Annotated in this window: 13 protein-coding genes and 1 CRISPR repeat array; of the genes, 10 read left to right on the plus strand and 3 right to left on the minus strand. The window is 64.6% G+C overall.

Annotation, left to right across the window (positions count from 1 at the left end):
- The first annotated feature begins 74 nt into the window (after window positions 1-74).
- The 3 genes from NDI65_RS13480 to NDI65_RS13490 all read left to right on the plus strand — a co-directional run bounded on the left by NDI65_RS13480 (window position 75) and on the right by NDI65_RS13490 (window position 3,955).
- Complete coding sequence (locus NDI65_RS13480; protein ID WP_089781105.1) at window positions 75-1,343, plus strand: polysaccharide deacetylase family protein; 1,269 nt, start codon at window positions 75-77, stop codon at window positions 1,341-1,343.
- Window positions 1,344-1,698: 355 nt separating this feature from the next.
- A complete protein-coding gene (locus NDI65_RS13485) occupies window positions 1,699-2,835 on the plus strand; it encodes a glycosyltransferase family 2 protein (protein ID WP_089781108.1) in 1,137 nt (378 codons plus the stop codon).
- 73 nt (window positions 2,836-2,908) lie between these two features.
- Complete coding sequence (locus NDI65_RS13490; RefSeq protein WP_310893739.1) at window positions 2,909-3,955, plus strand: DUF1616 domain-containing protein; 1,047 nt, start codon at window positions 2,909-2,911, stop codon at window positions 3,953-3,955.
- Window positions 3,956-4,144: 189 nt separating this feature from the next.
- On the opposite strand, the gene NDI65_RS13495 is transcribed toward NDI65_RS13490, so the two are convergent.
- From NDI65_RS13495 to NDI65_RS13505, 3 genes are all read right to left on the minus strand, one after another.
- Window positions 4,145-6,886, minus strand: a complete 2,742-nt coding sequence (locus tag NDI65_RS13495; RefSeq protein WP_310893740.1) for a hypothetical protein — start codon at window positions 6,884-6,886, stop codon at window positions 4,145-4,147.
- A 463-nt stretch (window positions 6,887-7,349) separates the two neighbouring features.
- Window positions 7,350-8,870, minus strand: a complete 1,521-nt coding sequence (locus NDI65_RS13500; protein ID WP_089781114.1) for a lipopolysaccharide biosynthesis protein — start codon at window positions 8,868-8,870, stop codon at window positions 7,350-7,352.
- Window positions 8,871-9,096: 226 nt separating this feature from the next.
- Window positions 9,097-10,899, minus strand: coding sequence for a hypothetical protein (locus tag NDI65_RS13505; RefSeq protein WP_310893741.1), 1,803 nt, complete (start codon window positions 10,897-10,899; stop codon window positions 9,097-9,099).
- Window positions 10,900-11,247: 348 nt separating this feature from the next.
- On the opposite strand from NDI65_RS13505, the gene NDI65_RS13510 reads away from it, so the two are divergent.
- From NDI65_RS13510 to cas4, 7 genes are all read left to right on the plus strand, one after another.
- Complete coding sequence (locus tag NDI65_RS13510; protein ID WP_089781118.1) at window positions 11,248-13,089, plus strand: asparagine synthase-related protein; 1,842 nt, start codon at window positions 11,248-11,250, stop codon at window positions 13,087-13,089.
- Between the two features lie 164 nt (window positions 13,090-13,253).
- Window positions 13,254-14,994: direct repeats of the CRISPR family, unit length 30 nt; unit sequence GTTTCAGACGAACCCTTGTGGGATTGAAGC.
- A 155-nt stretch (window positions 14,995-15,149) separates the two neighbouring features.
- Window positions 15,150-15,956 (plus strand): CRISPR-associated endoribonuclease Cas6, encoded by an 807-nt coding sequence (gene cas6, locus NDI65_RS13515; protein WP_188424431.1) that lies wholly within the window; start codon window positions 15,150-15,152, stop codon window positions 15,954-15,956.
- Window positions 15,943-18,105 (plus strand): type I-B CRISPR-associated protein Cas8b/Csh1, encoded by a 2,163-nt coding sequence (gene cas8b, locus NDI65_RS13520; protein ID WP_310893742.1) that lies wholly within the window; start codon window positions 15,943-15,945, stop codon window positions 18,103-18,105. Before cas6 ends, cas8b begins: the two co-directional genes overlap by 14 nt.
- A gap of 1 nt (window position 18,106) precedes the next feature.
- Entirely contained in the window at window positions 18,107-19,186 is a 1,080-nt protein-coding gene (cas7b, locus tag NDI65_RS13525) for a type I-B CRISPR-associated protein Cas7/Csh2 (RefSeq protein ID WP_089781124.1), read from the plus strand.
- 1 nt (window position 19,187) lies between these two features.
- Window positions 19,188-19,985 carry a type I-B CRISPR-associated protein Cas5b gene (gene cas5b / locus NDI65_RS13530; protein WP_089781125.1) on the plus strand — a complete coding sequence of 266 codons (798 nt, stop codon included), beginning with the start codon at window positions 19,188-19,190 and terminating at the stop codon, window positions 19,983-19,985.
- Window positions 19,985-22,630 (plus strand): CRISPR-associated endonuclease Cas3'', encoded by a 2,646-nt coding sequence (locus tag NDI65_RS13535; RefSeq protein ID WP_089781127.1) that lies wholly within the window; start codon window positions 19,985-19,987, stop codon window positions 22,628-22,630. Before cas5b ends, NDI65_RS13535 begins: the two co-directional genes overlap by 1 nt.
- Window positions 22,627-23,175, plus strand: a complete 549-nt coding sequence (gene cas4 / locus NDI65_RS13540) for a CRISPR-associated protein Cas4 (RefSeq protein ID WP_089781129.1) — start codon at window positions 22,627-22,629, stop codon at window positions 23,173-23,175. The genes NDI65_RS13535 and cas4 overlap by 4 nt, the downstream gene beginning before the upstream one ends.
- The last annotated feature ends 1 nt before the right edge of the window (window position 23,176 follow it).

Raw genomic sequence — 23,176 nt, forward strand, 5'->3', positions numbered from 1 at the left:
ATTACTATCCACTCGTGACGACAGTTATCCGTATGAATCTGTCACGGCGTTCATATCTTGGACTGAGCGCCGCCGTGCTCAGCGGGTGCGTCGCGAGGGGCGGGGAACCGGCCGGCGCGACCGAGCCGACCGCGACGAGCGAGCCGCCGACGCCGGCGCCGACTCCGACCCCGCGATTCAGCTACGACGACCCCAGCGTCGACGCGGCGGGCGACCCGCTGGCGGTCGCGTTCAACAGCCGAGAGCGGTTCAGAGACGTGGGATGGCTCGTCGACGACTTCGAAGACGAGCGCCTCTGGGGGACGTTCGCGGGACGCTACGCCGTCGAAGAAGACGTCGTCTACTGCGGGTCGCAGTCGCTCCGCCTCGACGCGACGCCCGCCGACGAACGGGTGTGGATTTACCGGACGTTCGACGGCGGCATCGACCTCTCCGATGCGGACCTCTCGCTGGCCGTCAATCTCGTAACGCCCGACACCGAGGGCATCACGGTTCGCCTCGCCGCGCCCGACTACGACAACACGCTGCTTCTCGGCCGCCACGTCTGGGCGGCCGGCTGGCAGCGCCTCGACCTCGGGCCGCGGCGCGTCACCGGGTCGCCGGACCTGTCCAACGTCACCGAGATAAGCATCCAGCTGTACACCGGCGGCGGCACGACGGCGCGGTTCTACGTCGACTCCCTCCGGGCCAAACCGCGCGCCGACGCGGGCAAGGTGATGATTACGTTCGACGACAACACCCGGAGCCAGTACGACACGGCGTATCCGATACTGGAGTCGCACGGCTTCCCCGGCGTCGTCGGCGTCATCCCGTGGACCGTGGGGTCGAGCCACCGCATCCCGCGGTCGGGGATGGACGAGATGGTCGACTCCGGCTGGGACATGGTGAGTCACCCCCAGCGGTCGGACTCGTTCCGCGACCTCTCGCCGGCGGACCAGCGCGCGAGCATCAGGGAGTCGAAGGCGTGGCTCGTCGAAAACGGGTTCGAACGCGGGGCCGACTTCATCATCTGGCCGTACGGCCGGTACGACGAGTCGGCGCTCGACGCCGCGAGCGACTACCACTACCTCGGGTTCGTGACGGTCGGGGGGCCGACAGGTCCGGTGTCCGACCCGCAAATCGTCGGCCGAACCGACGGCGACGACGTGAAGAAGGCGAAGCAGGCGCTCGATTTCGCCGCGCAGTACAACCAGCTCGCGGTGCTCATGTACCACGACGTGACCGGGAAGGGGCGCTCCATCAGCCCGGCGGCGTTCGCCGAGACGATGGACTACGTGGACGAACTCGGGTTGGACGTGGTCACGGCGTCGAGCTACTGGGACTCGATTCGAGATTCCGTCTGAGGCGGCGACTCCCTCGGGACGGAAACGCGGTCGCACAGAAACGCGGTCGGCACGCCGACCCGAGCGCGCCGATATGCTGATTTTCCGGACAGTCGTTCCGAACGTGATTCGGAGTCTGTCAGTCACGTTTCTGAGAACGTTAGACACCCGTTCTAACCGTCAGAAACGCCTGAAATTCGTGTTTTCGTACGTGTTGCTGACGACTAACAAAGACCCGAACGGCCCAATCAGCGGGTCGAAGTATCAATGTTCCTACGCACTCTCCGACTCGATTCGTCGCCGCCGGGAGCGCCGTCTCACGGCGGCGGACCGGCCGGCGCTCGGCGGGCAACACAGGGGTCGCACGCGAGGGGCGATGTATCGCGGTAACGCCGTGGGCGTCGTCGTGCCCGCGTACGACGAGGCGCGGTTCGTCGGCGGCGTCATCGACACGCTCCCCGCGTTCGTCGACCGCGCGTACGTCGTCGACGACTGCTCGACAGACGGGACGTGGGAGGTGATTCGACGGCACGCCGCGCGCGCGAACAAGCGAGTGGCCGCGCCCGTCGTCGCCGCGGCCGACGGCGGCGCGTCGCTCGACAGGCGCGTCGTTCCGATTCGACACCCGGTCAACCGCGGGCGCGGCGCGGCCGTCAAGACCGGCTACGAGCGCGCGCTCGAAGACGGGATGGACGTCGTCGTCGTGATGGACGGCGACGGCCAGATGGACCCGGACATCATGCCCGCCATCATCGACCCCGTCGTCGGCGGAGACGCCGACTACGCCGTCGGCGACCGACTCGCCGCGCGGGACACCCGCCGGGGGATGCCGCCGTGGCGGCTGTTCGGCAACCTCCTGTTGTCGGGCCTGACGCGCATCGCCAGCGGCTACTGGCACATCCGCGACCCGCAGAACGGCTACACGGCCGTCTCGGCGGACGCGCTCGCGGAGCTCGACTTCGACCGGCTGTACGACCAGTACGGCTTCCTGAACGACCTGCTCGTGAACCTGAACGTCGCCGAAAAGCGGGTGGCGACCGTGCCGATGCGCGCGCGCTACGGCGACGAAGAAAGCGGCATCAGGTACTCGACGTTCGTCCCCGGGCTGTCGTTCCTCCTGCTCAGGGACTTCCTCTGGCGGCTCCGCGTGCGGTACCTCGGCGGCGGCGTCCATCCGGTGGCCGTCCTCTACGCGCTCGGCGTCGTGGGCCTCCTCGCCGGCGCGTTCCGGTTGGTCGGTGGGGTCGCGTCGAGGAACCGCGCGAATCGGCGGTCGTTCGCCGGGTCCCTCGCTTCGGCCCTCATCGGGGTCGGGTCGCTCGGGGGCGCGATGCTCCTCGACAGCCGCGAGAACGAACGGTTACGGGTCGCGGCGGAGCCGTCGGCGGCGTTCGAGCGGGGCGCACGGACCGACCCGCGGCCGGCTCGCGGCGGCGGCGGTGTCGACGAGAACGACGAGAGAGAAGAACGCGCCTCCGACGGAATCACAGAGCGCGAGATAACCGGGAGTTAGTCACCTCGTACCCGCGAAAACGGGGGTGTGAGGCGCTCAATAACAACACCCTAGACGCGTCATCTATCCAGTAATGGGGTCCACATCACACAGCAACGGGCGGTTGAATCGGGCACTCGGCGAACTCTCGCTTGACGTGCCCCTCGCGCTGTTCGTCGTCGTTTCGAGTAGTCTCGTCGCGGTTCTCGACGTGGTTCCGATCGCCCAAGCCCTCGTCGGACTCCCCGTACTGCTGTTTCTGCCCGGCTACGCGCTGTTGCTCGCGCTGTTCCCCGCAGGGTCGGCGGGCGCGACCGCCGAGGGCCCGTCGTTCGGTCGGTTCGAGTGGCAACCCGACCTCGGCCTCGGAGAGCGTTTCGCGCTCGCCTTCGGGATGAGCGTCGCGCTGCTGCCGGTCGTCGGACTGGCGCTCCTCTGGACCGGCGTCGGTCTGGACGCCGCGCCCGTCATCGCCGCGCTGTCGGCGGTCGTCGTCGTCGGCCTCGCCGTCGGCGAAGTCCGGCGGCGACGACTCCCCGAGGCGGAGCGGTTCCACGTTCCGATTCGGCGCTGGTGGGCCGACGTGGTCCGGTCGTTCGACCGGCCCTCGCGGGTCGATTCGCTTCTGAACGTCGCGCTCGCCGCCGCCGTCCTCTTGGCCGTCGCGAGCCTGAGCTACGCGCTCGTCGCGCCGGGAACGGGCGAGTCGTATTCGAGCCTGTCGCTTCTCACGCAGGACGCCGGCGGCGAGTTCGTCGCCGCCGACTACCCCGAGGCGCTGACGGTCGGCGAACAGACCGCCCTGTTCGTCTCCGTCGAAAACGTCGAGGGGGAGGCGACGAGCTACACGCTCGTGGCCGAACTCCAGCGCGTCGAGCGGGCGAACGGCGAGACGACGGTCGTCGAACGACAGGCGCTCGGCTCGCGGACGGAGACCGTCGAAGACGGCGAGACGTGGCGGACCCGCCACGGCTTCGCCCCGACGCTGACCGGCGAGGACCTCCGGCTCACGTACTACCTGTACGAGGGCGACGCGCCGTCGGAGCCGAGCACCGACACGGCGTACCGCTCGGCGTACGTCTGGGTCACCGTGACCGAGGAGCCGACCGACGGCGCGGACGCCGGCGACGACGCGGCGTAACTCGGGGGCACGCGGGCGTCGCTTCGTCGCTGAGTGCTCCGTCACGAAGTGTGGCGGTCGCTCGGCTGTCGGGTGGAAAACGAAAAAACCGCGTCGAAATGCGAACGTGGGTGCCTCTGTCGTCTGCGGCGTCACCGCGCGGGCGGCGCGCCGCGTGCTGTGCTGTCGTGTCGTTTTTCCGCCGTCGCCTCAGCCGTCGTTGTCCTCGAACGTCAGCGCCGCGTCGCCGGTCAGGTTCATCTTCGTGATGTCGCCCGAGAACCGGAAGGCGTCGACGTCGTCGGTGACCGAACCCTTCGCCTTGCCGCTGGTGACGCTGTCGGCGCTCTCGGTCGGCCCGACGAGCGGGTCGTTCAGGATGTCGCCGGAGACCATGAAGTCGTACGTCGTCTCCGAGCCGTCGCCCTCGACGACGAGGGTGTTCGGCAGGGAGAACACGGCGGGGTCGACCCGCGTGCCGTTGACGTAGACCTCGGCCTCGCCCTGGAGGAACGACAGCGACGTGATCGTACCCGTGAAGGCGTACACGTCCTCGACGCCCTCGGTGGTCACCCAGCCCGCCGCGGAGCTTTCGGACACGTCGTCCCACTCCTCGATGGTGTCGTCCGAGGCTTCGAGCGTACCGCTGACGGCGACTTCGTACTGCGTCTCGACGCCGGTACCGACGAGGCGCAGTTCGTTCTGGCTGTCGGTGGAGTTGTCGGTCGAATCGGTCGTGGAGTCAGTCGCGGCATCGGTGACCGTGCTCTCGGTCACCTGCTCGCCGTCGACGTAAATCTCGGCCTCGCCCTCGACGAAGCCGAAGGAGGTGACGCTCCCCGCGAAGTTGAACACGTCCTCGACGCCCTCGGTCGTGATCCAGCCCGCCGCGGAGGTGCCGTCGATGGTGTCCCACGACTCGATGGTGTCACCCGAGGCTTCGAGCGCGTCGCTGACGGTGAACTCGTACTGCGTCTGGGTACCCGTGCCGACGAGGCGCAGTTCGTGCGAGAGGTCGGGAGAGTCGGTCGTCGAGTCCGTCGAGCCGTCCGTGCTCGAATCGGTCGTCGCGTCCGTGACCGCGCTCTCGGACACCTGCTCGCCGTTGACGTAAACCTCGGACTCGCCTTCGAGGAACGAGAACGAGTCGACGTCGCCGGAGAACGTGTACGCGTCCTCGACGCCCTCGGTCGTAATCCAGCCGGTCGCGGTGCCGCTTTCGATGTCGTCCCACTCCTCGATGGTTCCGTCCGACGCCTGCAGCGAGTCCGTCACCGTGAACTCGTACTGCGTCGTCGTGCCCGTGCCGACGAGGCGAATCTCGTTCGGGAGGTCTTCGGTCGTCGAGTCCGTCGCGGAGTCGGTCGTCGAGTCCGTCGTGGAGTCTGTCGTCGAATCCGTCGTGGAGTCGGTCGTCGAGTCCGTCGTGGAGTCTGTCGTCGAGTCCGTCGTCGACGAGTCGCCGCCCGTGCTGCTGTCGGCGCTCGGAAGCGGACAGGAGTCGCCGCTCGTGATGTTGCTCGTGTCCACGTCGGCCCCGCTGAACACCGTCGCCTGCCCGGAGACGTTGATGTTCGAGTCCACAATCTCACAGCTCGTGGCGTCGTTGACGAGGACGCCGTCCACGTCGCCGTTCGGGAAGTGGATACAGCTGTTCTGGACGGTCGAGCCGTTGCGGTCGTTGTCGATGCAGACCGCCGCGCCGGACGGCTGGGACCGCGCGCTGCCCGTGATGGAGACGTTTTCGAGGTTCACGCCCCACGGCTTGTCCGCGGTGTCGGTGTCGACGGAGTCGGCGTGAATCGTCTGGACCGACGTGTCGTTCTGGATGCGGCAGTTGCGCAGGGTGAAGCCGCCGTGGCCGCCCCACGTCGGCGACGAGACGATACCGCGCGAGGTGGGACAGGACTTGAAGATGAAGTCGCAGTCCTCGATGAGGACGCCCGCGTACCCGTTGCCGGTGGAGTCGATGCGGAGACCCTCGGGACTGTCGAGGCTGTCGCCGTCGTGGGCGTGCTCGTTGAGGTTGTCCGCGTCCATGATGACGGTCGCGCCCTTGATCCACGAGGTCTTTTCGGGGTGGTCGCCCGCGGAGATGCGCATGTTCGTGTTGTCGTTGTTCTTGAACAGCCCGCCCTCGACGCGGAGGACGCCGCGGGTGTGGGTCGCGCGGAACGACGACGAGCCGCGCTGTTCGATGTGGCAGTCGACGAGGCGAATCTCGCCGACGGAGCCGCCCTGCACGCGGATGCCCGCGACGCCGTCGGGGTAGCCCGGAAGCTCGGCACCCTCGCGCATGTAGACGCGACGGGCGACGTTGACGCCGTCGACGGACGAACAGTCGTACGCGAGGAGCTGGCGGCGAGCGTCGTTGTCGGTGGGGGTGCGGCCGAGCCACTCGACGTCCTCGATGAGGCCGCCGTCGTCGTTTATCATCCAGATGTCCGCCGTGGTGGTGGCGTCGTCGGTCTGCTGGATGGAGAAGTTCTTCAGGACGTGGTGGTCCCCGCTGGTGATTTCGAGGAACCGGTACTTCTCGCCGTTGTTGCCCGACGGGAAGACGAACTGCACGTCCTTGTGAGAGCTTCCGGTGCCGACCATCCCGAAGCGGGACACGTCGTCGTTCCAGTACTGCGTCTCGGTGGCGAGATACTCACCCGGAGGGAATTCGATGAGCGTCCCGCTTTCGTACGCGGAATCGAGTTGGTTGTCTATCGGTTCGTTTCCGTTGGGGTCCATTCCAAGGTCGTCCACCGCGTTGACGACGCGGTCCCATTGGATACCGAAGCGCTCCTCTGGTCCAGACGCAGCCGACGCGACGCCGGCAGAGAGGGCAGTCGATGCGGCCATCGCACCGAGTTTGAGGTAGTTCCGCCTGTTGAGTTGCGATTCGAGGATGGAGTCTGAATCCGCCGCAGATTCGTCGTCGTCTCCATCGGTTAGTCGTGCCATACCCGAGGAAAGCCCTCGTTAAGGTGATAATCATTATTGCGAGGTATGACCGGGTTGGAGACGATTACTTACGGGATTACTTCGGATGGCGGCCAAATCAGTACCAGTTGCATTCCAAAGTCACACCATAAATTCGGAATAGATAGTCTCAACTAAAATTGAACATACCTCGGTTCGACCCCACGAAACAACCGCTTAATCGGTTGTGTTCGAGAAAAATCGCAATCCGGGGGTCGAACCGTATTCGAGCCGTGAATCGGCGCTACCTCGCAGATAATCAACTGTGAACTGGTAATTAATCGCCCACCGAATCTTGCGAGGGCGTTCGTTTCACCGCACCCACATTTACTGACGAGGTTCTGATAGGTTTGATTCACCGTCGAGGTTCAGCTAGCAATGAGAGTCAGTCGAATCGACCCCTCGTCGGACCCGTCGGGGGCGGCCGAGCGCCGGCGTCACCGCGTCACTTCGACATCACCGAGACGAGTTCCCGGAGGGTGTGTTTGACCCGCCAGTCGAAAAGCGTCATGAGCGACGCCGCGCTGAGGACGTAGGCGACGACGCCGACCGCGACGAGCAGTGCGAACTCGACGAGCGGCGACCCGACGCGGTTCTGCGCCGCGAGGACCGCCAGCGCCATCGCGCCGCTGGCCGCGACGGGGTACGAGAGTTCGCGGAGGAACCGCCGATAGGTCGTGCCGAGCGTCCGTTTCATCTCGCGCGCGTAGAGCGGGACCATCGGGAACGCGAGGATGCCCGTGACCGCGAGCGCCGTCCCCTCGATGCCGTAGGCGCTCGTCGCGGGAACGATGACGATGGCGAGCAGGGCGACCCTGAGGAAGCCGAGTTTGGTCTGGACGTCGGGGCGGCCGACGGCGCGCCAGACGGGATTGAACGTCGCGAAGAGCGTCCGGAAGAGCCCGTAGGCGACGAGAATCTGCATGGCGAGCACCATCGGGAGCCAGTCCTCGCCGAGGAACGCGCCGACGAATGCGGGCGCGACGAGGTAGATACCGACCGACATCGGCAGGGCGACGAAGGCGGTGAGCCGGAAGGTGCTGAAGAACGCCTCGCGGAGGGCGCGCTGGTCCTCCTGAAGCTTCGAGTACGTCGAGAACATCACGCTGGAGACGACGACGGCGATTTCGGTCGCCGGCGCGTTGGAGATGCGGTAGGCGAGCTGGTAGTAGCCGAGCGAGGTCGCCGTCAGGAGCCAGCCGACGACCGCGTCGTCGCCCTGTCCGTAGAGGAACTCGACGATGGACGACCCCGTGACCCACTTCCCGTAGCCGATGAGTTCGGCGGCGTACGCGCGGTTCAGCGCGGGGCGCGGACGGTACGGGTGCAGGAAGTAAGTCACGACCGACCTGACGCCGGCGTCGGCGAGGTAGCCGAAGACGAGCGCCCAGACCGTCGGGCTGACCGCGGCGTAGCCGAGCGCGACCACGACGTAGGCGGTCGTCCCGCTGACCCGGTAGGCGAACTCCTTGTGGAACGCGAGGTCCTTCTTGAAGTAGACCATCGCGGGGTTCCGCAGCGCGAGGAAAATCGGGACCAAGGCGATGGCGCGGATGAGGTCCCGCGCGGCCGGCTCGCCGAACAGCGAGGCGAGCGACGGGGCGGCGAGGTAGAGAACCGAACTCATCAGCAGGCCGCGGAGGAGTTCGAGCGTGAACGTCGTGTTCAGGTACTCGTCGACGTCGTCGTCGACGCGCTGGATGAGCGCGGCGTCGATGCCGAGGTTCGTCAGGCTCAGAAGCGCCGAGATGGTGAGCAGCGCGATGCCCATCAGCCCGATGGCCTCGGGGCCGAGCAGTCGCGCGAGGACGATGAACATCACGACCTTCAGCACCCGGTCGAGGACGTTCATCGCCGACACCCACATCCCGCTTTTCACCGTCCGCTCCGTGAGGTCGCCGCCGTCGTCGCCGGGGACGAACCGGCGGCGAATCGTCCGGACGACAGAGCGAATCTTATCTCTCATCGAAAGCACCTCTCGGGCCGCCGTCTCGGCGGCGACTCGGCGTATTCACGAACGGTAACACTCGGCTACACATCGGCTCAGGAGGCGATTAATTATTGACTCGCTACTGGTTCAGCGGGGAGCACGGCTCCCGCGGGCGCGGGAATTAGGCGCTCTTTGACGCCGGCGAGCGAGGGACACCGGCGAGTTCGAAGCCGACGCGAAACGAAACCCGGGTTCGGGGCGGCTACCCGGACACGTAGTAGAGGTCGGCCGCGCCGTTCGACATGACGCGGTTCACGTTCGGTTGGTCCCGGACGGCCGTGATGTTCGCCTCGGAGTACCGGAGTTCGCGGTAGGCGATTACCTCGCGGTCGTGGTCGGTCTTCGAGACCATCAGATACCGCGGGCCGTCGTAGTAACTCGGCAAGTCGGTGAGTGCCTCGTCGGGCGTCGTGAAGCCGAGCGCCGGCGTGGGGCTGTCGGGGAGCGCATCGACGAAGCGGTCGGGGTTCCCGCGGATGCCCACGTACCGAACGTCCTCGTCCGACATCCCGAAGGCGGTGTCGTACGCCCCCATCTGCTGGGCGGGGACGTGGTTCGACGGCAGGTAGATGTACGGCGACGGGAACATCACCATGAGCGTGAGCCCGATGACGAGCGCCGACGCGACGGGCGCGCCCGTCTTGACGGCCGCCCCGTACTTCGACCAGTACTCCGTCCCCGAGAGCCACTCGAAGGCGTAGAACAGCCCGACGCTCCCGACGACGGTCGCGAGAATCATCGCGAAGCCGACGTGGCGGAAAAAGAAGTTCGTCTCCGAGATGACGCCGAGGAGGTGCGCGAAGAAGTACGGCACCAACACGACGAGACTGAACGTCAGCGTCCGCAGGATAGTCCGGCCCTGAGCGGACAGCCGCGGGAGCCGCCCGAAGACGACGCCGAAGAGGACGCCGAGGGTTATCAGGGCGTACACCGCGTTCACGAGGAACAGCTTCACGAACACGTCGAAGATACCGCCGCCGACGGCGGTGACGGAGCCGGTGCGCTGGGAGATGGCCGTCCCGGCCTCGGAACTCCCCGAGAGAATCCCGATCACGCCCTCGACGAACAGGCCGCCGGTCGAGAAGCCGACGGTGTACTGCGTCAGCCAGTAGACGAACGCCGCGGCGAAGACGAGCGTCAGCCCGTACACCGGGCGCTGGTCGGCGACGGCGTCGGGGGTCCGCCAGCGCTGGACGAGCTGGATGGCCGCGGCGACGGCGAACAGCACGAGGTAGTTGACGGCGACCTGCAGGTGGTACGACACCAGCGCGACCGTCCCGATGGCGAACAGGACGGAGACGGGCGTGACGTGGCCGCGCCACCGGCTCTCGACGGCGTCGGTGCCGGAGAACTGGTGCTTGAAGAAGAGGTACAGAAGCACCAGTCCGAGGAACGACGCCAGCGAGTAGGGGAAGAACATGAGCTTGAACCCGTTGAGGTTCACCGGCAGGAACAACAGCGCCGAGAACACCGCGATGAGGACCGCCCGCCGGTCGGGGACGACGAGCGAGACGAGAAGCGGGACGAACACGAGGTAGACGACCGAGACGAAAAACACCACGAGCATCATCGCGGTGGTGAGTTCGACGCCGAGGGCGGCGCTGAACATCCCCGCCGACACGTGGCCGCTCGGGTAGACGATGTCCAGCGGGGTCAGCGACTCGGAGACGAGAGACCTCGCCCACCCGAGGTGCGTCAGCGAGTCGTTGAAACCGTAGAAGTAGTACTCCCTGACGAGCGGGAGGGCGGAGACCGCGGCTATCGCGAGCGCCCCCAGCGCCACTCCGCCGAGCGCGTATCGGCTGTCGGGTTCACGGACGACCACGGCCAGCGAGGACAGGACCGCCACCGCCACGCCGACCCAGAACACCGCCGGGGTCGACTGGTAGATTGAGACCTCGTACGCGCGCGCCGGCGATTCGCGAGCGACGAGGATACCGACGGCTATCGCGAGAAATCCGACGAGGAGGAGCGTTCTCGTGAGCCGCGAATCACGTTGCATCATCGCGTGAGAAGAGGCGAGTAGCGTAGTTTGTTATTGAGCGTGTAATCGTCTCAGAGGGCGTTCTGGGCGTTCTCACTCGATTTCGAATCGTCTCCGCCCGCCAGCCGTCGAGGTGCCGAGACCCGAGGAACCGGGGATTCACGACAGCGAGGCGCGCGCGGACGCGTTCGAGCACGCGATACCGGTCGGTGTCGAGCGCGATGCCGGTCGATGTTCGGGCGTCCGACGTCGCCTCGCGCCGTATAGGTGCGCGATAACAAAACCCGACGCGCGCGGATATCGGGCAACGATGTCACTCACAGCACTCACGCCACGGACCATCGAGCGAATCGGAAGGGAGGGCCGCCGATGACCGGCTTCGTCGGCGGCGCGCTCGACGCGGCGACGCTCGACGCCTGCGCGGCCGAACTCCACCGCGAAGACTGGTACGAGTCGGCGACGCGGTCGACCGGCCGGTTCGGCGTCTCGGTGCTCCACCACGGCGCGAGAGACCCCGCGGGCTGTACCGTCTGGGAGGACGGGCCGCGCGTGGGAGCGATATACGGCGCGGTGACGAACCGCGACGAACTCGGCCTCGACGTAGACGGGCTGTTCCGCCGGCTCCTGGAGGACCCGCACGCCCTCCTCCCCGAGCTCGACGGCTCGTTCCTCGTCGTCGCCGTCGACGGCGAGTCGGAGCGCGTCGTGCTCGCCAGCGACAAACTCGGGACGCGACAGTGCTTCTACGTCGCGGGCGAACCGTTCGCCTTCGGGACCGAGGTCGGCGCGCTGACGACCCTCCTCGACGACCCGCAGGTCGACGAACGCGCCATCAGCGACCTCCTCATGATCGGGCACGTCTGGGGCGACAAGACGCTCGTACAGGGCGTGAAGTTCCTCCCCTCCGGGACGGTCCTCGACTACCGGGCCGACACCGGCCCCGAAATCGAGTCGTACTGGCACCACACGTTCGAACAGAGCCCGGACGACTCCTACCTCGACGACCTCACCGAGGCCTACCGCGAGGTCATCGCCGACATGGCCGACACGATAGACGGCGATATCGGCCTGTGGCTCTCCGGCGGCCTCGACAGCCGCTCGATGGCGGGCGAACTCAGCCGCTACCACGACCTCACGACCTACACCTACGACTCGAACCCCGCCAACGGGAGCAACCTCGAACTCGCCGCGAAGGTCTCGGCGGTGCTCGGCCTCGAAAACAGGCGCGTGCCGGTCAATTCGGACGCGCTCGTCGACTCCCTCGACAAGTCGGTCCAACTGACCAGCGGGATGGTCGGCCTCTCGACGTTCGTCAACCTCGCGAACGTGTTCAACATCGAGGACATGCCCGACGTGCTCATCGAGGGCTGCGGACAGGGCGGGATGATGGGCGACGGCATCGGCCGTGCCGCCGTCGAAGGCAGCAAATCACCCGAGGCCGCGCTCTACCGCGCGAAACACCGCGTCGACGTCGACGACGCCCGCAGGCTCCTGCGGACCGACTTCGACCCGATGACGACCTACCGCGAGGAGGTGCGCAAGAGCGACCAACCGGACCTCTACAGCACCGCGATGGACTGCTACTACCGCAACTACTTCCCGCGGTGCGACTTCGCCAGCAACCCCATCGCCGAGAGCCAAGCCGGCACCCGCGTCCCCTTCAGCGACACCGCGTTCCTCCGGGCCGTGACGCGGATGCCGCTTTCGCACCGCGTCGGCTCGATTCCGTTCACCGACGGGAAGATTCCCGCCGGGACGGCCTACCCGAAGGTCGAACTGGTCCGCCGCCTCGACAGCCGACTCGCGGCCATCCCCTACGAGCGGACGAAAGTCCCCCCGGCGCGCCCGATGTGGCAACACGCCGCCGGCTTCGTCGTCGGCACCTCCGTCGATCGCATCCGCGAGCGCCTCGTCGGCGACGTCCACACCTACGGCGGCCGCTCCACCATCGGCGACTGGTACCGGACGAACCGCGCGCTCCGCGAGCGGGTCGACGACCTGCTCGACTCCGCATGCGAGCGCCCGTACTTCGACGCCGACGAGATTCGCCGCCTCCAGCGCGAGGAGCTCACGGGCGAAGCCGAACACATGAGCGCCATCTCCGGCATCATCACCGGCGAACTCTGGGTCCGCAAGTACATCGACCGCGAAGGCGAACGCGGAACCGCGAGTGTGGCGGAAGCCGAAGACGCACCGCAACCGGCCGACTGAGCCCGGGGGCTCTCGGTGGGGTTTTCTCGAATCGTACCGCTGGTCGCGAGGAGAGGAGCTTCGTTTCCGTCGACCCCCCGGGGGGTTCGGGGGAATTGAGGGTCGACGGAAACGTTCTTTTGAATTCGGTTCGTAAGCGGCATTACGCCCGTGGTTTCGGGACGGTTTCAGACGAACCCTTGTGGGATTGAAGCGCACATGATAGGCTACTAACCCCACCACCATAAACAGTTTCAGACGAACCCTTGTGGGATTGAAGCCATGTTGACGTATCGGCGTCGCGGTACTCCGCGGTGGTTTCAGACGAACCCTTGTGGGATTGAAGCGCCACCGGCCTCGGTCCTGATAAACTCCGTGTCCGGCGTTTCAGACGAACCCTTGTGGGATTGAAGCGGCGTATGTCGTCGGCGACGACCAACCGTTTAACTGCGTTTCAGACGAACCCTTGTGGGATTGAAGCGGAGCTGAAATATCGCATGGAGAATATACCTCTCGTTTCAGACGAACCCTTGTGGGATTGAAGCCGTCGATGTGGGAGTCCGCGAAACTGCCCGAACCGGTTTCAGACGAACCCTTGTGGGATTGAAGCAACTTTCGGTATCGCGGGTCGATTAACAACTTTGGTTTCAGACGAACCCTTGTGGGATTGAAGCTCGGAGTGCCCCTTCCGCGAAGTGACGGCCGCCAGCGGTTTCAGACGAACCCTTGTGGGATTGAAGCCTATCGAACTCGATGCGCGTGTAGGCCGGCCGCGGGTGTTTCAGACGAACCCTTGTGGGATTGAAGCGGTGAGTGTGTTGTCGAAGTCGACGAGGACGCGGTCGTTTCAGACGAACCCTTGTGGGATTGAAGCTCGCCCGGCGCACGCCACGTCGGCGTGCCGGGGAGCGGTTTCAGACGAACCCTTGTGGGATTGAAGCACGGAGACACGGCAAACGGATACATCGGCGACGACCGTTTCAGACGAACCCTTGTGGGATTGAAGCTCGCCCGGCATCGCCTCGACGCCGACCAGTGGCGGGGTTTCAGACGAACCCTTGTGGGATTGAAGCGTTTTTAAGAGCGTCCACGTCCTCGAAACGGACGGTTTCAGACGAACCCTTGTGGGATTGAAGCAACCTCTCGCACTCTATCCTCGCGACGCCGAACGTGTTTCAGACGAACCCTTGTGGGATTGAAGCAGCTCGTCGACGGTCGGACCGGTCGCGTCCGCATCGAGTTTCAGACGAACCCTTGTGGGATTGAAGCCTGTCGTCGGCTCACAGCAACAACCCGACCCACGCGTTTCAGACGAACCCTTGTGGGATTGAAGCTCGAAAATCGACTCATCGCACGGGTAGACCTCGCCCGTTTCAGACGAACCCTTGTGGGATTGAAGCAAACTTGCATTCGGAAGCCTCAACGGCAACTCAAACAACGAGTTTCAGACGAACCCTTGTGGGATTGAAGCGATGAGACGGTCGTCGACTGCATGACTGAGTTCGGGTTTCAGACGAACCCTTGTGGGATTGAAGCGACCGATAAGTGTGAGGCACGCAGTGAACTCACGCCGTTTCAGACGAACCCTTGTGGGATTGAAGCCCGGTGGAAATAGACGCCATCTGTGGGTCGTCGTGTTTCAGACGAACCCTTGTGGGATTGAAGCAACGACTGCCGCTACGTCCTCTGGAATTTCGTGGTTTCAGACGAACCCTTGTGGGATTGAAGCAGCCGACCACGTTCGAGTGGGCTGACCTCGTGAGCGCGTTTCAGACGAACCCTTGTGGGATTGAAGCGTCGGTCGCTCGACCGGCCGGAAAATGCTTGAGCGTTTCAGACGAACCCTTGTGGGATTGAAGCGCGGAGATGAAGGTCAAAACGCACAACGACAAGTCCGTTTCAGACGAACCCTTGTGGGATTAAGCGGAGAAAGCCATCCAATAAGGCGATCACCGAACATTTCAGACGAACTTCAGTTAGCACCGACCCGTCAAATGACGGGAATAACTTTATGTCGATTAGCCAACAATCGTGGAGACAGCAATGAGTACAGAAGGAGGTGTCGGATAACGGTGCGGGTCATGGCTCACTTATCGGCGCGCGCCGACGCCGCGTATCAGAACGATTACCATCACAAGATTCGCGGGCGGATATGGAACGCGCTCGATGGGACGCCCTACGGAGAGCGACACGACTCCGGTGAGCCACCGGGGTTCGCTTACTCGAATCCGTTTCCGCCCCGCGATATGCGGGAAGGTGACGACCGGAAGTTGCTGGTCGCGTCTCCCGACGAGGAACTGCTTGCGAACGTGGCGGCGAATCTGCTCGACGACCGAGAGTTCAACGTCGGTGAGATGCCGTTTCACGTCGACGAAGTGACGTCTCTCGAACCGGACGTGGGCGAACCCGGGACCAGAGGGACGCTCGAAACCGGAACCGGACTCCTCGTTCGAATCCCGCCGTGGCGGTGCGACGAGTACGGCATCGACCACCCCGGCGGCGATACCGCGACGTTCTGGCGACCGGAACACACCACGGCCCCGCTTCGAGAGCAGTTGGAGGCGAACCTCGACCAGAAACACGACCGGTTCGCTCACGACCATCTCCCCGGTCCGAGCGATGTCTCGGGCGACCTGTTCGACGGCTACGAACTATTGAAGACGTTCGCAATTCCGCTGACCGTGACCGAGGGACAGGAGATGACCTACGTCCTGAGCAAGTGGAAATTCGAGTACACCGTGCGCGACGACGACCATCGGAGGCATCTCAACCTCGCGCTCGACTGCGGGCTCGGTGAGCGAAATTCGCTCGGTCTCGGGTTTATGAACGTCACAGAGCGGACGCGCCCGGGTGAGACGAGAGGAGAGGAGCGCGATGCTTTCGCCTAACGAGTTCCGGGACCGCTATCCCGAAACCGAGTTAGCCGACGAACTCCCGGATTCGCCGGTCGGCTCGCTCCGCGATTTACAGTACCTCTACGGGAAACTCTACACGCTCGCCACGACGGGCGGGGGAGAGTACGCCCCGTACCTCACTCCAGACGCGGCACGAGACCTCGTAGACACGGACGATAGTCTGATCGCCGTTCGCGTCGATCTCTCGGGCGACGAGCCACGGTTGGCCGACGACAGTCTCGGACCCGTGCTGGTGACGCGATACACGAGCGATCTGATTCAGCAGGTAGGGCACTCGAAATATCCGGCCGCGCGTGGTATCGACCACAGCGTCACCCACCAAGCCGGGCGAAACAGCGACCCCGAAAAGCTCGCGCGATACGCCAAAGAACGGCTCACCAAATGGGCGACCGACGACGTCGTTGCGGCCGCCGCAAGCGACCACCCGGAGGGGTGGGTTATCGACCGTCTCGCCGAACTCGGGGAGCGCGACGCCGCGCTCGAAGCCATCGAAGAAGCGGTCGTTCGAGCGTTGGGCGGCGAATCCGCGACCGCGCTGTTGACGGTCCAGGTGAAGACCGAACGAGACGGCGCGTATCGTTGGCCCGGCGACATCGCCGCGTTCAACGAGGCGATGCGCCAACGCAAGCTCTCGAAGCTCGTCACGAAGAACAAGGCGGACGATTCGTCGGGCGACGCGACCGACCTCGTGACCGGGCACACCGCCCGGACGGTCGGAACCGCCGAAGACCCACAGAACTACTTCCTCGGCAAGCAGCTCGAAAAGTTTCCGGGACTCGATATCGAACACGCGTGGCGATCCCATCCGATCTCGGAGGACGCCGCGGTGACGGTGATGAACGCCGAGGCGTTCGTCGAGGCGTGTACCTATCGGACGTTCGGTGCCAAGGTGTACTACCTGCCGTATTTCTTCGGACAGCAGACGGCGGAGAGAGTATACCGCCTCTACGAGATGCTGTGTAGTGCAGTCGAGGGAGACGGCGACATGACTCCGGTCGAACGGGCGTACATGAGAGAGCGTGAAGGCGACACGGACGACGCCCGACTCCGATTCTACGTCTCTGCGGTCATGCCGCACCAGATGTCTCGGTACGACGTCTTCGGCGAGACGCTGAACGGTCGCTTGCACTACCCGAAAGAGCTCGCGTTCACCCACAACCAAATCGTCCGAGACGCGTCCGCGTTCAACGCGGACACCGACTGGACGGCACCGCTCCCGAAAAACGACAAGTGGGGGTTGCTGTCGGCGAACGACGAGCAACTCCACGCGGTTTCGACGGGGTGGTACTTCTATCAGACGTTCGCCGAGCGCGATGACGCCGAAGCGGATGCGGACGACCCGCGAATCGAAGCGCTCGTGAGCGTGCTGAGCGGGGACGCGATCGCCGTCGACGTGCTGCTCGAAGAGTACGTCACCCGCATCATCGACGGGGAGTCAGACGACGACTTCGAGGGGTTCCCGTCGTTTCTGGTCGCCAGCCAGTTCGCACAGCTCTGTGCGCTCGCCGATGGTGAGCTCGAACTGTTGAAGACGAGCGACCCCGCGAAAGACCAGATCACCCTCGAACCGACCTACGAGAGATTGACGATGCCAACACTAGACGAGATCCTTATCGCCGACGGGGGCCACCCCGCCGAACAGAAACTCGAATCGTTCATCACCGACACGCCCGCGCTCTCGCCGGCGCACGACGACGAGGAAGACTCCGTGACCGGCGAGCGCCGGGGAGCGTTCCTTCTCGGTGCGCTCGTCGGAGACATCGGAAGTTACCAAGAGTACTCCGAGGACCGGTCCACGACGCTCGTCGACCAGTACCCGGTCAAGTCGATCACGCGAGCGCGAATCAAGAAAGTCACGCAGGAGACCGTCGCCAAGACCCTGACCTACACGCGCCAAGAAAAGAAGAAAGGAAAGAGCTACCCGGGGACGAAAGCCGAACACATCGTCGAACGACTCCGAGAGACGGTCCTCGACCCCGACCCCGACGACTGGGAGATCGACACCGACGACCTCCGCTTCTACTACGCCCTCGGCGTGACCTACGGCATGAACGACCATCCGGACTGGAACCAACAGAACAGCGACGCGAACGACGAACGAACCACCGACGAGGAACACTGAGATGTCAGACACGAACGACGCCGTCACGAATCGCTCGGAAATCGTATTCCTGTACGACGCGGTCGACGCGAACCCGAACGGGAATCCCCTCAGCGGTTCTAATCGACCTCGAATCGACCCGCAGACTCAACAGGCCATCGTCACCGACGTTCGACTGAAGCGCTACCTCCGCGACCAGTTGGACGACGACGGCCACGGCGTCTACATCAGGAACGTCCAGCGCGAGGGGAACCAGTACACGCGGGGCGACCTTCTCGAAGACCGTCTCAAAGACGTCGAACCGGACGAGTACGATCTCGACGACGACGAGGAGTCCGAACGGTTCCGAGACGACGTGTTCGGCGCGTTCCTCGACAGCAGCGTCGACGTGCGTTACTTCGGCGCGACGATGTCCGTCGACACCGACGACGTGTACGCAAAGCACCTCCCCGACCACTTCACCGGCCCCGTGCAGTTCTCGCCGGGGAAGTCGATGCACGCGGTCAACGAAAACGAGGAGTACGACAGCCTCACGAGCGTCATCGCCACGCAGGAAAACAAACAGCAGGGAGGGTTCGACCTCGACGACCACCGGATACAGTACGGACTCATCCGGTTCCACGGACTCGTCGACGAACACGGTGCCGACGACACGAATCTCACCGTCGGCGACGTCGAACGACTCGACACGCTCTGTTGGCGGGCCATCAAGAATCAGACCATAAGCCGAAGCAAAGTCGGCCAAGAACCGCGGCTCTACTGCCGCGTCGAGTACGCCGACGAGAGTTTCCACCTCGGCGGTCTCGACAGGGACCTCGTTCTCGACGACGACCGTTCAAAGCCGGACGAGGAACTCCGGACGGTTCGGGACCTCACCCTCGAAATCGACGGGTTCGTCGACCGACTTGCGGCCGCGAGCGCCCGGATTAACCGGATTCGAATCGTCGCGAGCGACGTCCTCGACGTCTCGTACGACGGAGACGTGGGCAGTGTCGAACTCCTGTACGACGCGCTTCGCGAGGCCGTGGGAGACGACGCCGTCGAGGCCGTCGACGTCTACGAGGAACACACCGAGACGCTTCCGGCCGGCGACGCCGAATAAGATGGGACAGGAATCGTTGGACGAGTGGGCCGATGACGGCGGTGACGGCCGCCCGGACCGCTGTCTGTCGTTCACCGTCAGCGGGCCGTGGGGACACTTTCGGCGGGTCGAGGGGAACGTCGTCAAGCAGACGTACCGAATCATCCCGCGGACGACGGTGGCCGGACTGCTCGCCGCCGTGCTCGGAATCGAACGCGACGGCTACTACGACCTGTTCGCGTCCGGTTCGTCGGCGGTCGCAATCGAGCCGGCTCGGGAGGTTCGAACGCTCAACATGCCGATGAACACGCTGTCGACCGCGAGCGGGAACCTACAGTCGCTCAACGGCCGCGGGAAAATCAGCGTGAAGCTACCGAATCCGACGGCGCTCCGTCAACAACACAACTACGAGGTGCTCGTCGAACCCGCCTACCGGGTCGACGTGTGGCTCGCGGAAACGGCTCGGTACAGAGAGCTTCGGGAGATGCTGGAAGCCGGGAAGTCACACTACGTTCCGAGCCTCGGTCTGTCGGAACACCTCGCGGAAATCGACTATCACGGGGAGTTCGCCGTGGAATCCGTCTCCGGACCCGACCGGGTCGAAGTAGACTCCGCCGTTCCGAACGCGGTGGACGACGTCGTGCTTCGAGAGGGGACGCGGTGTCAGGTGGAAGAATCACCCGCGTTTATGCGAGCGGACTCCGGTGGCCGAACGACGACGGAGTTCACGACGTACGCGTACAACCCTGACGCGGAGCCGCTGGTAATCGATGGCGTCGACGCCGCCGAAGTCGACGGCCGGACCGTGGTGTTCGTCTGATGACTGGTCGGTACTCTCACCCGCCGAACGACGTTCACGACGGCGTTCCGCTGGTCGACCATCTCGGGGATGTCGCCGAACGTGTCGGATACGTCGTTCCGGCCGATGCGAAGACCCCGGCCGGCGAACCGCTCCGAGCGGTCGTCGAGACGCTCGCATACGTGCACGACTTCGGGAAGGCGACGACGTACTTTCAGGACTATCTGTTGCGGTCGAAAGAACCGAGATACGAGCAGTATCGCTACCACGCACCGCTCGGTTCGTTCGCCGCGTACTACGCGCTCAGCGCCCAGAATTTCGAGCCGGAGACCTGTCTCGCCGGCTTCGTCGCGGTCGCAAAACACCACGGTCGACTCCCCGACGTTGCGGCGTACGTCTTCAGCCGGGCGAACCGCCGCGAGAACGTTTCGAGAGGGAACCAAAACAGTGCCGAGCTGCAGCAGGCGGCGATTGCGAAGCAGATCCAAGATATCGACGAGCAAGCGCCGGAACTCGCCCGAGAGGTGTTTCAGAACGCGACCGACGGGAAGGGGTCGTGGTCGGCGTTCCGTGGGTCGTTCGCGGAACTCCTGACGGAAGTCAGGGAGTCGACGGGGTCGAGCGCAACGGCGATCAACCGGGAAACCCTCTCGGAGCGCTGTTACGGGCTCGTATTAGAGTGCTGGGGTTCGCTGGTCCTCGCCGATAAGACGAGCGCCGCAGCGGCCGCGAGCGGTGCCGACGCGTCCGCGGCGACCTACGACGCAGAGAAGCCGACGTTCGAGCGGCTCGACGAGTACATCGGGTCGATAGAGCGAACCGCCGACTCCGACCGACACGGGAGCCGAAGCGAGCGATTGAATTTCCTCCGAGCGAAAGCGAGGGCGTCCGTCCTGTCGAACGTAGAATCGTTCGCCGACGCCGACGGTGGGGTCGCGACGATCACGCTTCCGACAGGGATGGGAAAGACGCTCACCGGCCTGTCAGCGGCTCTCAGCGTTCGCGACCGACTCGGTGGGAAGCGCGTGGTGTACGCGCTCCCGTTTACGAGCATCATCGACCAAGTCGTCGCCGAGGTCGAAGAGATATATCAAGTCGATACGACCGGGCGGTTGCTGACCGCGCACCACCATCTCTCGGAGGCGACAATCGTCGATGAACGCGACGAGGACGCCGACGAAGCGGACGCGAACGACGACGTCGCCGGGATGCTGGCCGAAAGTTGGCGCGCCGGAATGACGGTGACGACGTTCGTCCAACTGCTCGAAAGCCTCGCCGGGCCGGCCAACAGGCAGTCGATGAAGCTCCCGGCGCTTCGGGACAGCGTCGTCGTGTTGGACGAACCGCAGAGTCTCCCGTTGGACTGGTGGAAGTTGGTTCCGCGGCTCGTGAGGATGCTCACCGAACAGTACGGTGCGACGGTTATCGCCATGACCGCCACGCAACCGCAGTTGTTCGACGACGCGACCGAGCTGGTCTCCACACCCGAGACGTACTTCGAGGCGACAGAACGCGTCCAGTACGTACTGGACGATTCAGCGACTCGATACATCGAATCGCGGGAAGAACCCAAATCGTATCCGGAGGCGGCAAGTGCGATAGTCGACGGGACTGCCGGAGGCAGCGGGACCGTGGCCGACGAGGCGAGTGCGGACGGGTCGGTGCTCGCGGTGTGCAACACCATCGACAGCGCCCAAGCGCTGACAACGCACGTCACCGATGCTCTCTCCGACGCGATATCGGTCGGTTCGGTCTACGCCGACGTGCTCGAAAGCGCCGACCGGAATAGTACGGACGTCGAGGTGGAGACAGTCGCAGAGCGAGTCGCCGACGCCGAGGGGCGGCCGGTGCTCCACCTCTCCACACGGTTACGTCCGGTCGACCGGCTTCGACTCATCGAGACCGCGAAGCTGCTCACCGAACGAGGTCGCTCGCTCGTCGTGGTTTCGACCCAGCTCGTCGAAGCCGGCGTCGACATCAGTTTCGACCGCGTCTACAGGGACCTCGCACCGATAGACAGCATCGTCCAAGCCGCCGGACGCTGCAACCGTTCGTTCGAGCGGGACCGCGGCCACGTCGTCGTCTGGTGGCTCGAAGCGCCCGACGAACAGGCGAAGACGCCGTCGGAAGCGGTGTACAATCGAGGAACGGCGCTCCTTCCCGTCGCGACCGAAACGCTCGACGATATCGGTGGGGCCGAAGGCACGATTCCGGAAGCGACTGTTTCGAAAACGGCCGTCGAAGAGTACTACCGGCGGCTCCACGATGAGAAGAACGTCGGCAAAGACGCGTACGTCGAGTACGTGAACGATGCGAGAGCGGACGAACTCGCGGAGTTGTCGCTGATCGAACAGCGGCGGAGCGTGGAGGTCGTCGTCTGTCGGACGACTGAAGAGCGAAAGCGAGTCGAAGCCGTCAGAGCGGCGTGGCAAAACTACGAGTTCGAAACGGTGCGCCGACTCGTGGACAGCCTGAAGGAAGCGAGCGTGTCTGTCCCGATATATCGGAGTGATTCACGGGAAGCACAGGCGCTCAGTGGCCTGGCGCGTCTTCACGAAGACACCGAGACGCGGTGGGTCGACGCGAGAGACGCCCGGCACGACAGCTACTTCGATTCGACGACCGGGCTGGTCACCGAAAGCAGCGTCGACAACCGAATATTATGACGACGAACGGCCCGGTCGACCGACTGCTCGCAACCGCGCGGGGAGCGCCCGTCGACGAGCCGTTTCGCGTAACCGGGGTGATGATGCAGTACTACTACGTCTGCAAGCGGGAACTCTGGTTCGAGAGTCGGAACCTCGAAATCGACCGCGAGAACGCGACCGTCGTGAGAGGAACTCGGGTCGACGAGACTGCGTACGAGGACAAACGGGAGAGCCTCCGCCTCGGAATGATCTCGCTGGACTTGCTCGACGACGGCCGAGTCGTCGAAGTCAAACCCTCGTCGGCGCTCACCGAACCCGCCGAAATGCAACTGTCGTACTATCTGTGGTACCTCGACAGAGTCGCCGACGTGCATCGAGAGGGCGTTCTCGCCCACCCGCGAGAGCGCCGCCGAGAGTCGGTGGAACTCACCGAAGAACGGGTGAAAAAAGTCGAATCATCGATTCGCGCGATTCACGACCTCGTACACCGACCCTCTCCGCCGCCGGCCGAGCGAAAGCCCTTCTGCGATTCGTGTGCGTATCACGACTTCTGTTGGTGCTAAC

The organism is Haloferax sp. S2CR25 (assembly GCF_031624535.1).
GTDB classification, from domain to species: Archaea; Halobacteriota; Halobacteria; order Halobacteriales; family Haloferacaceae; genus Haloferax; species Haloferax massiliensis.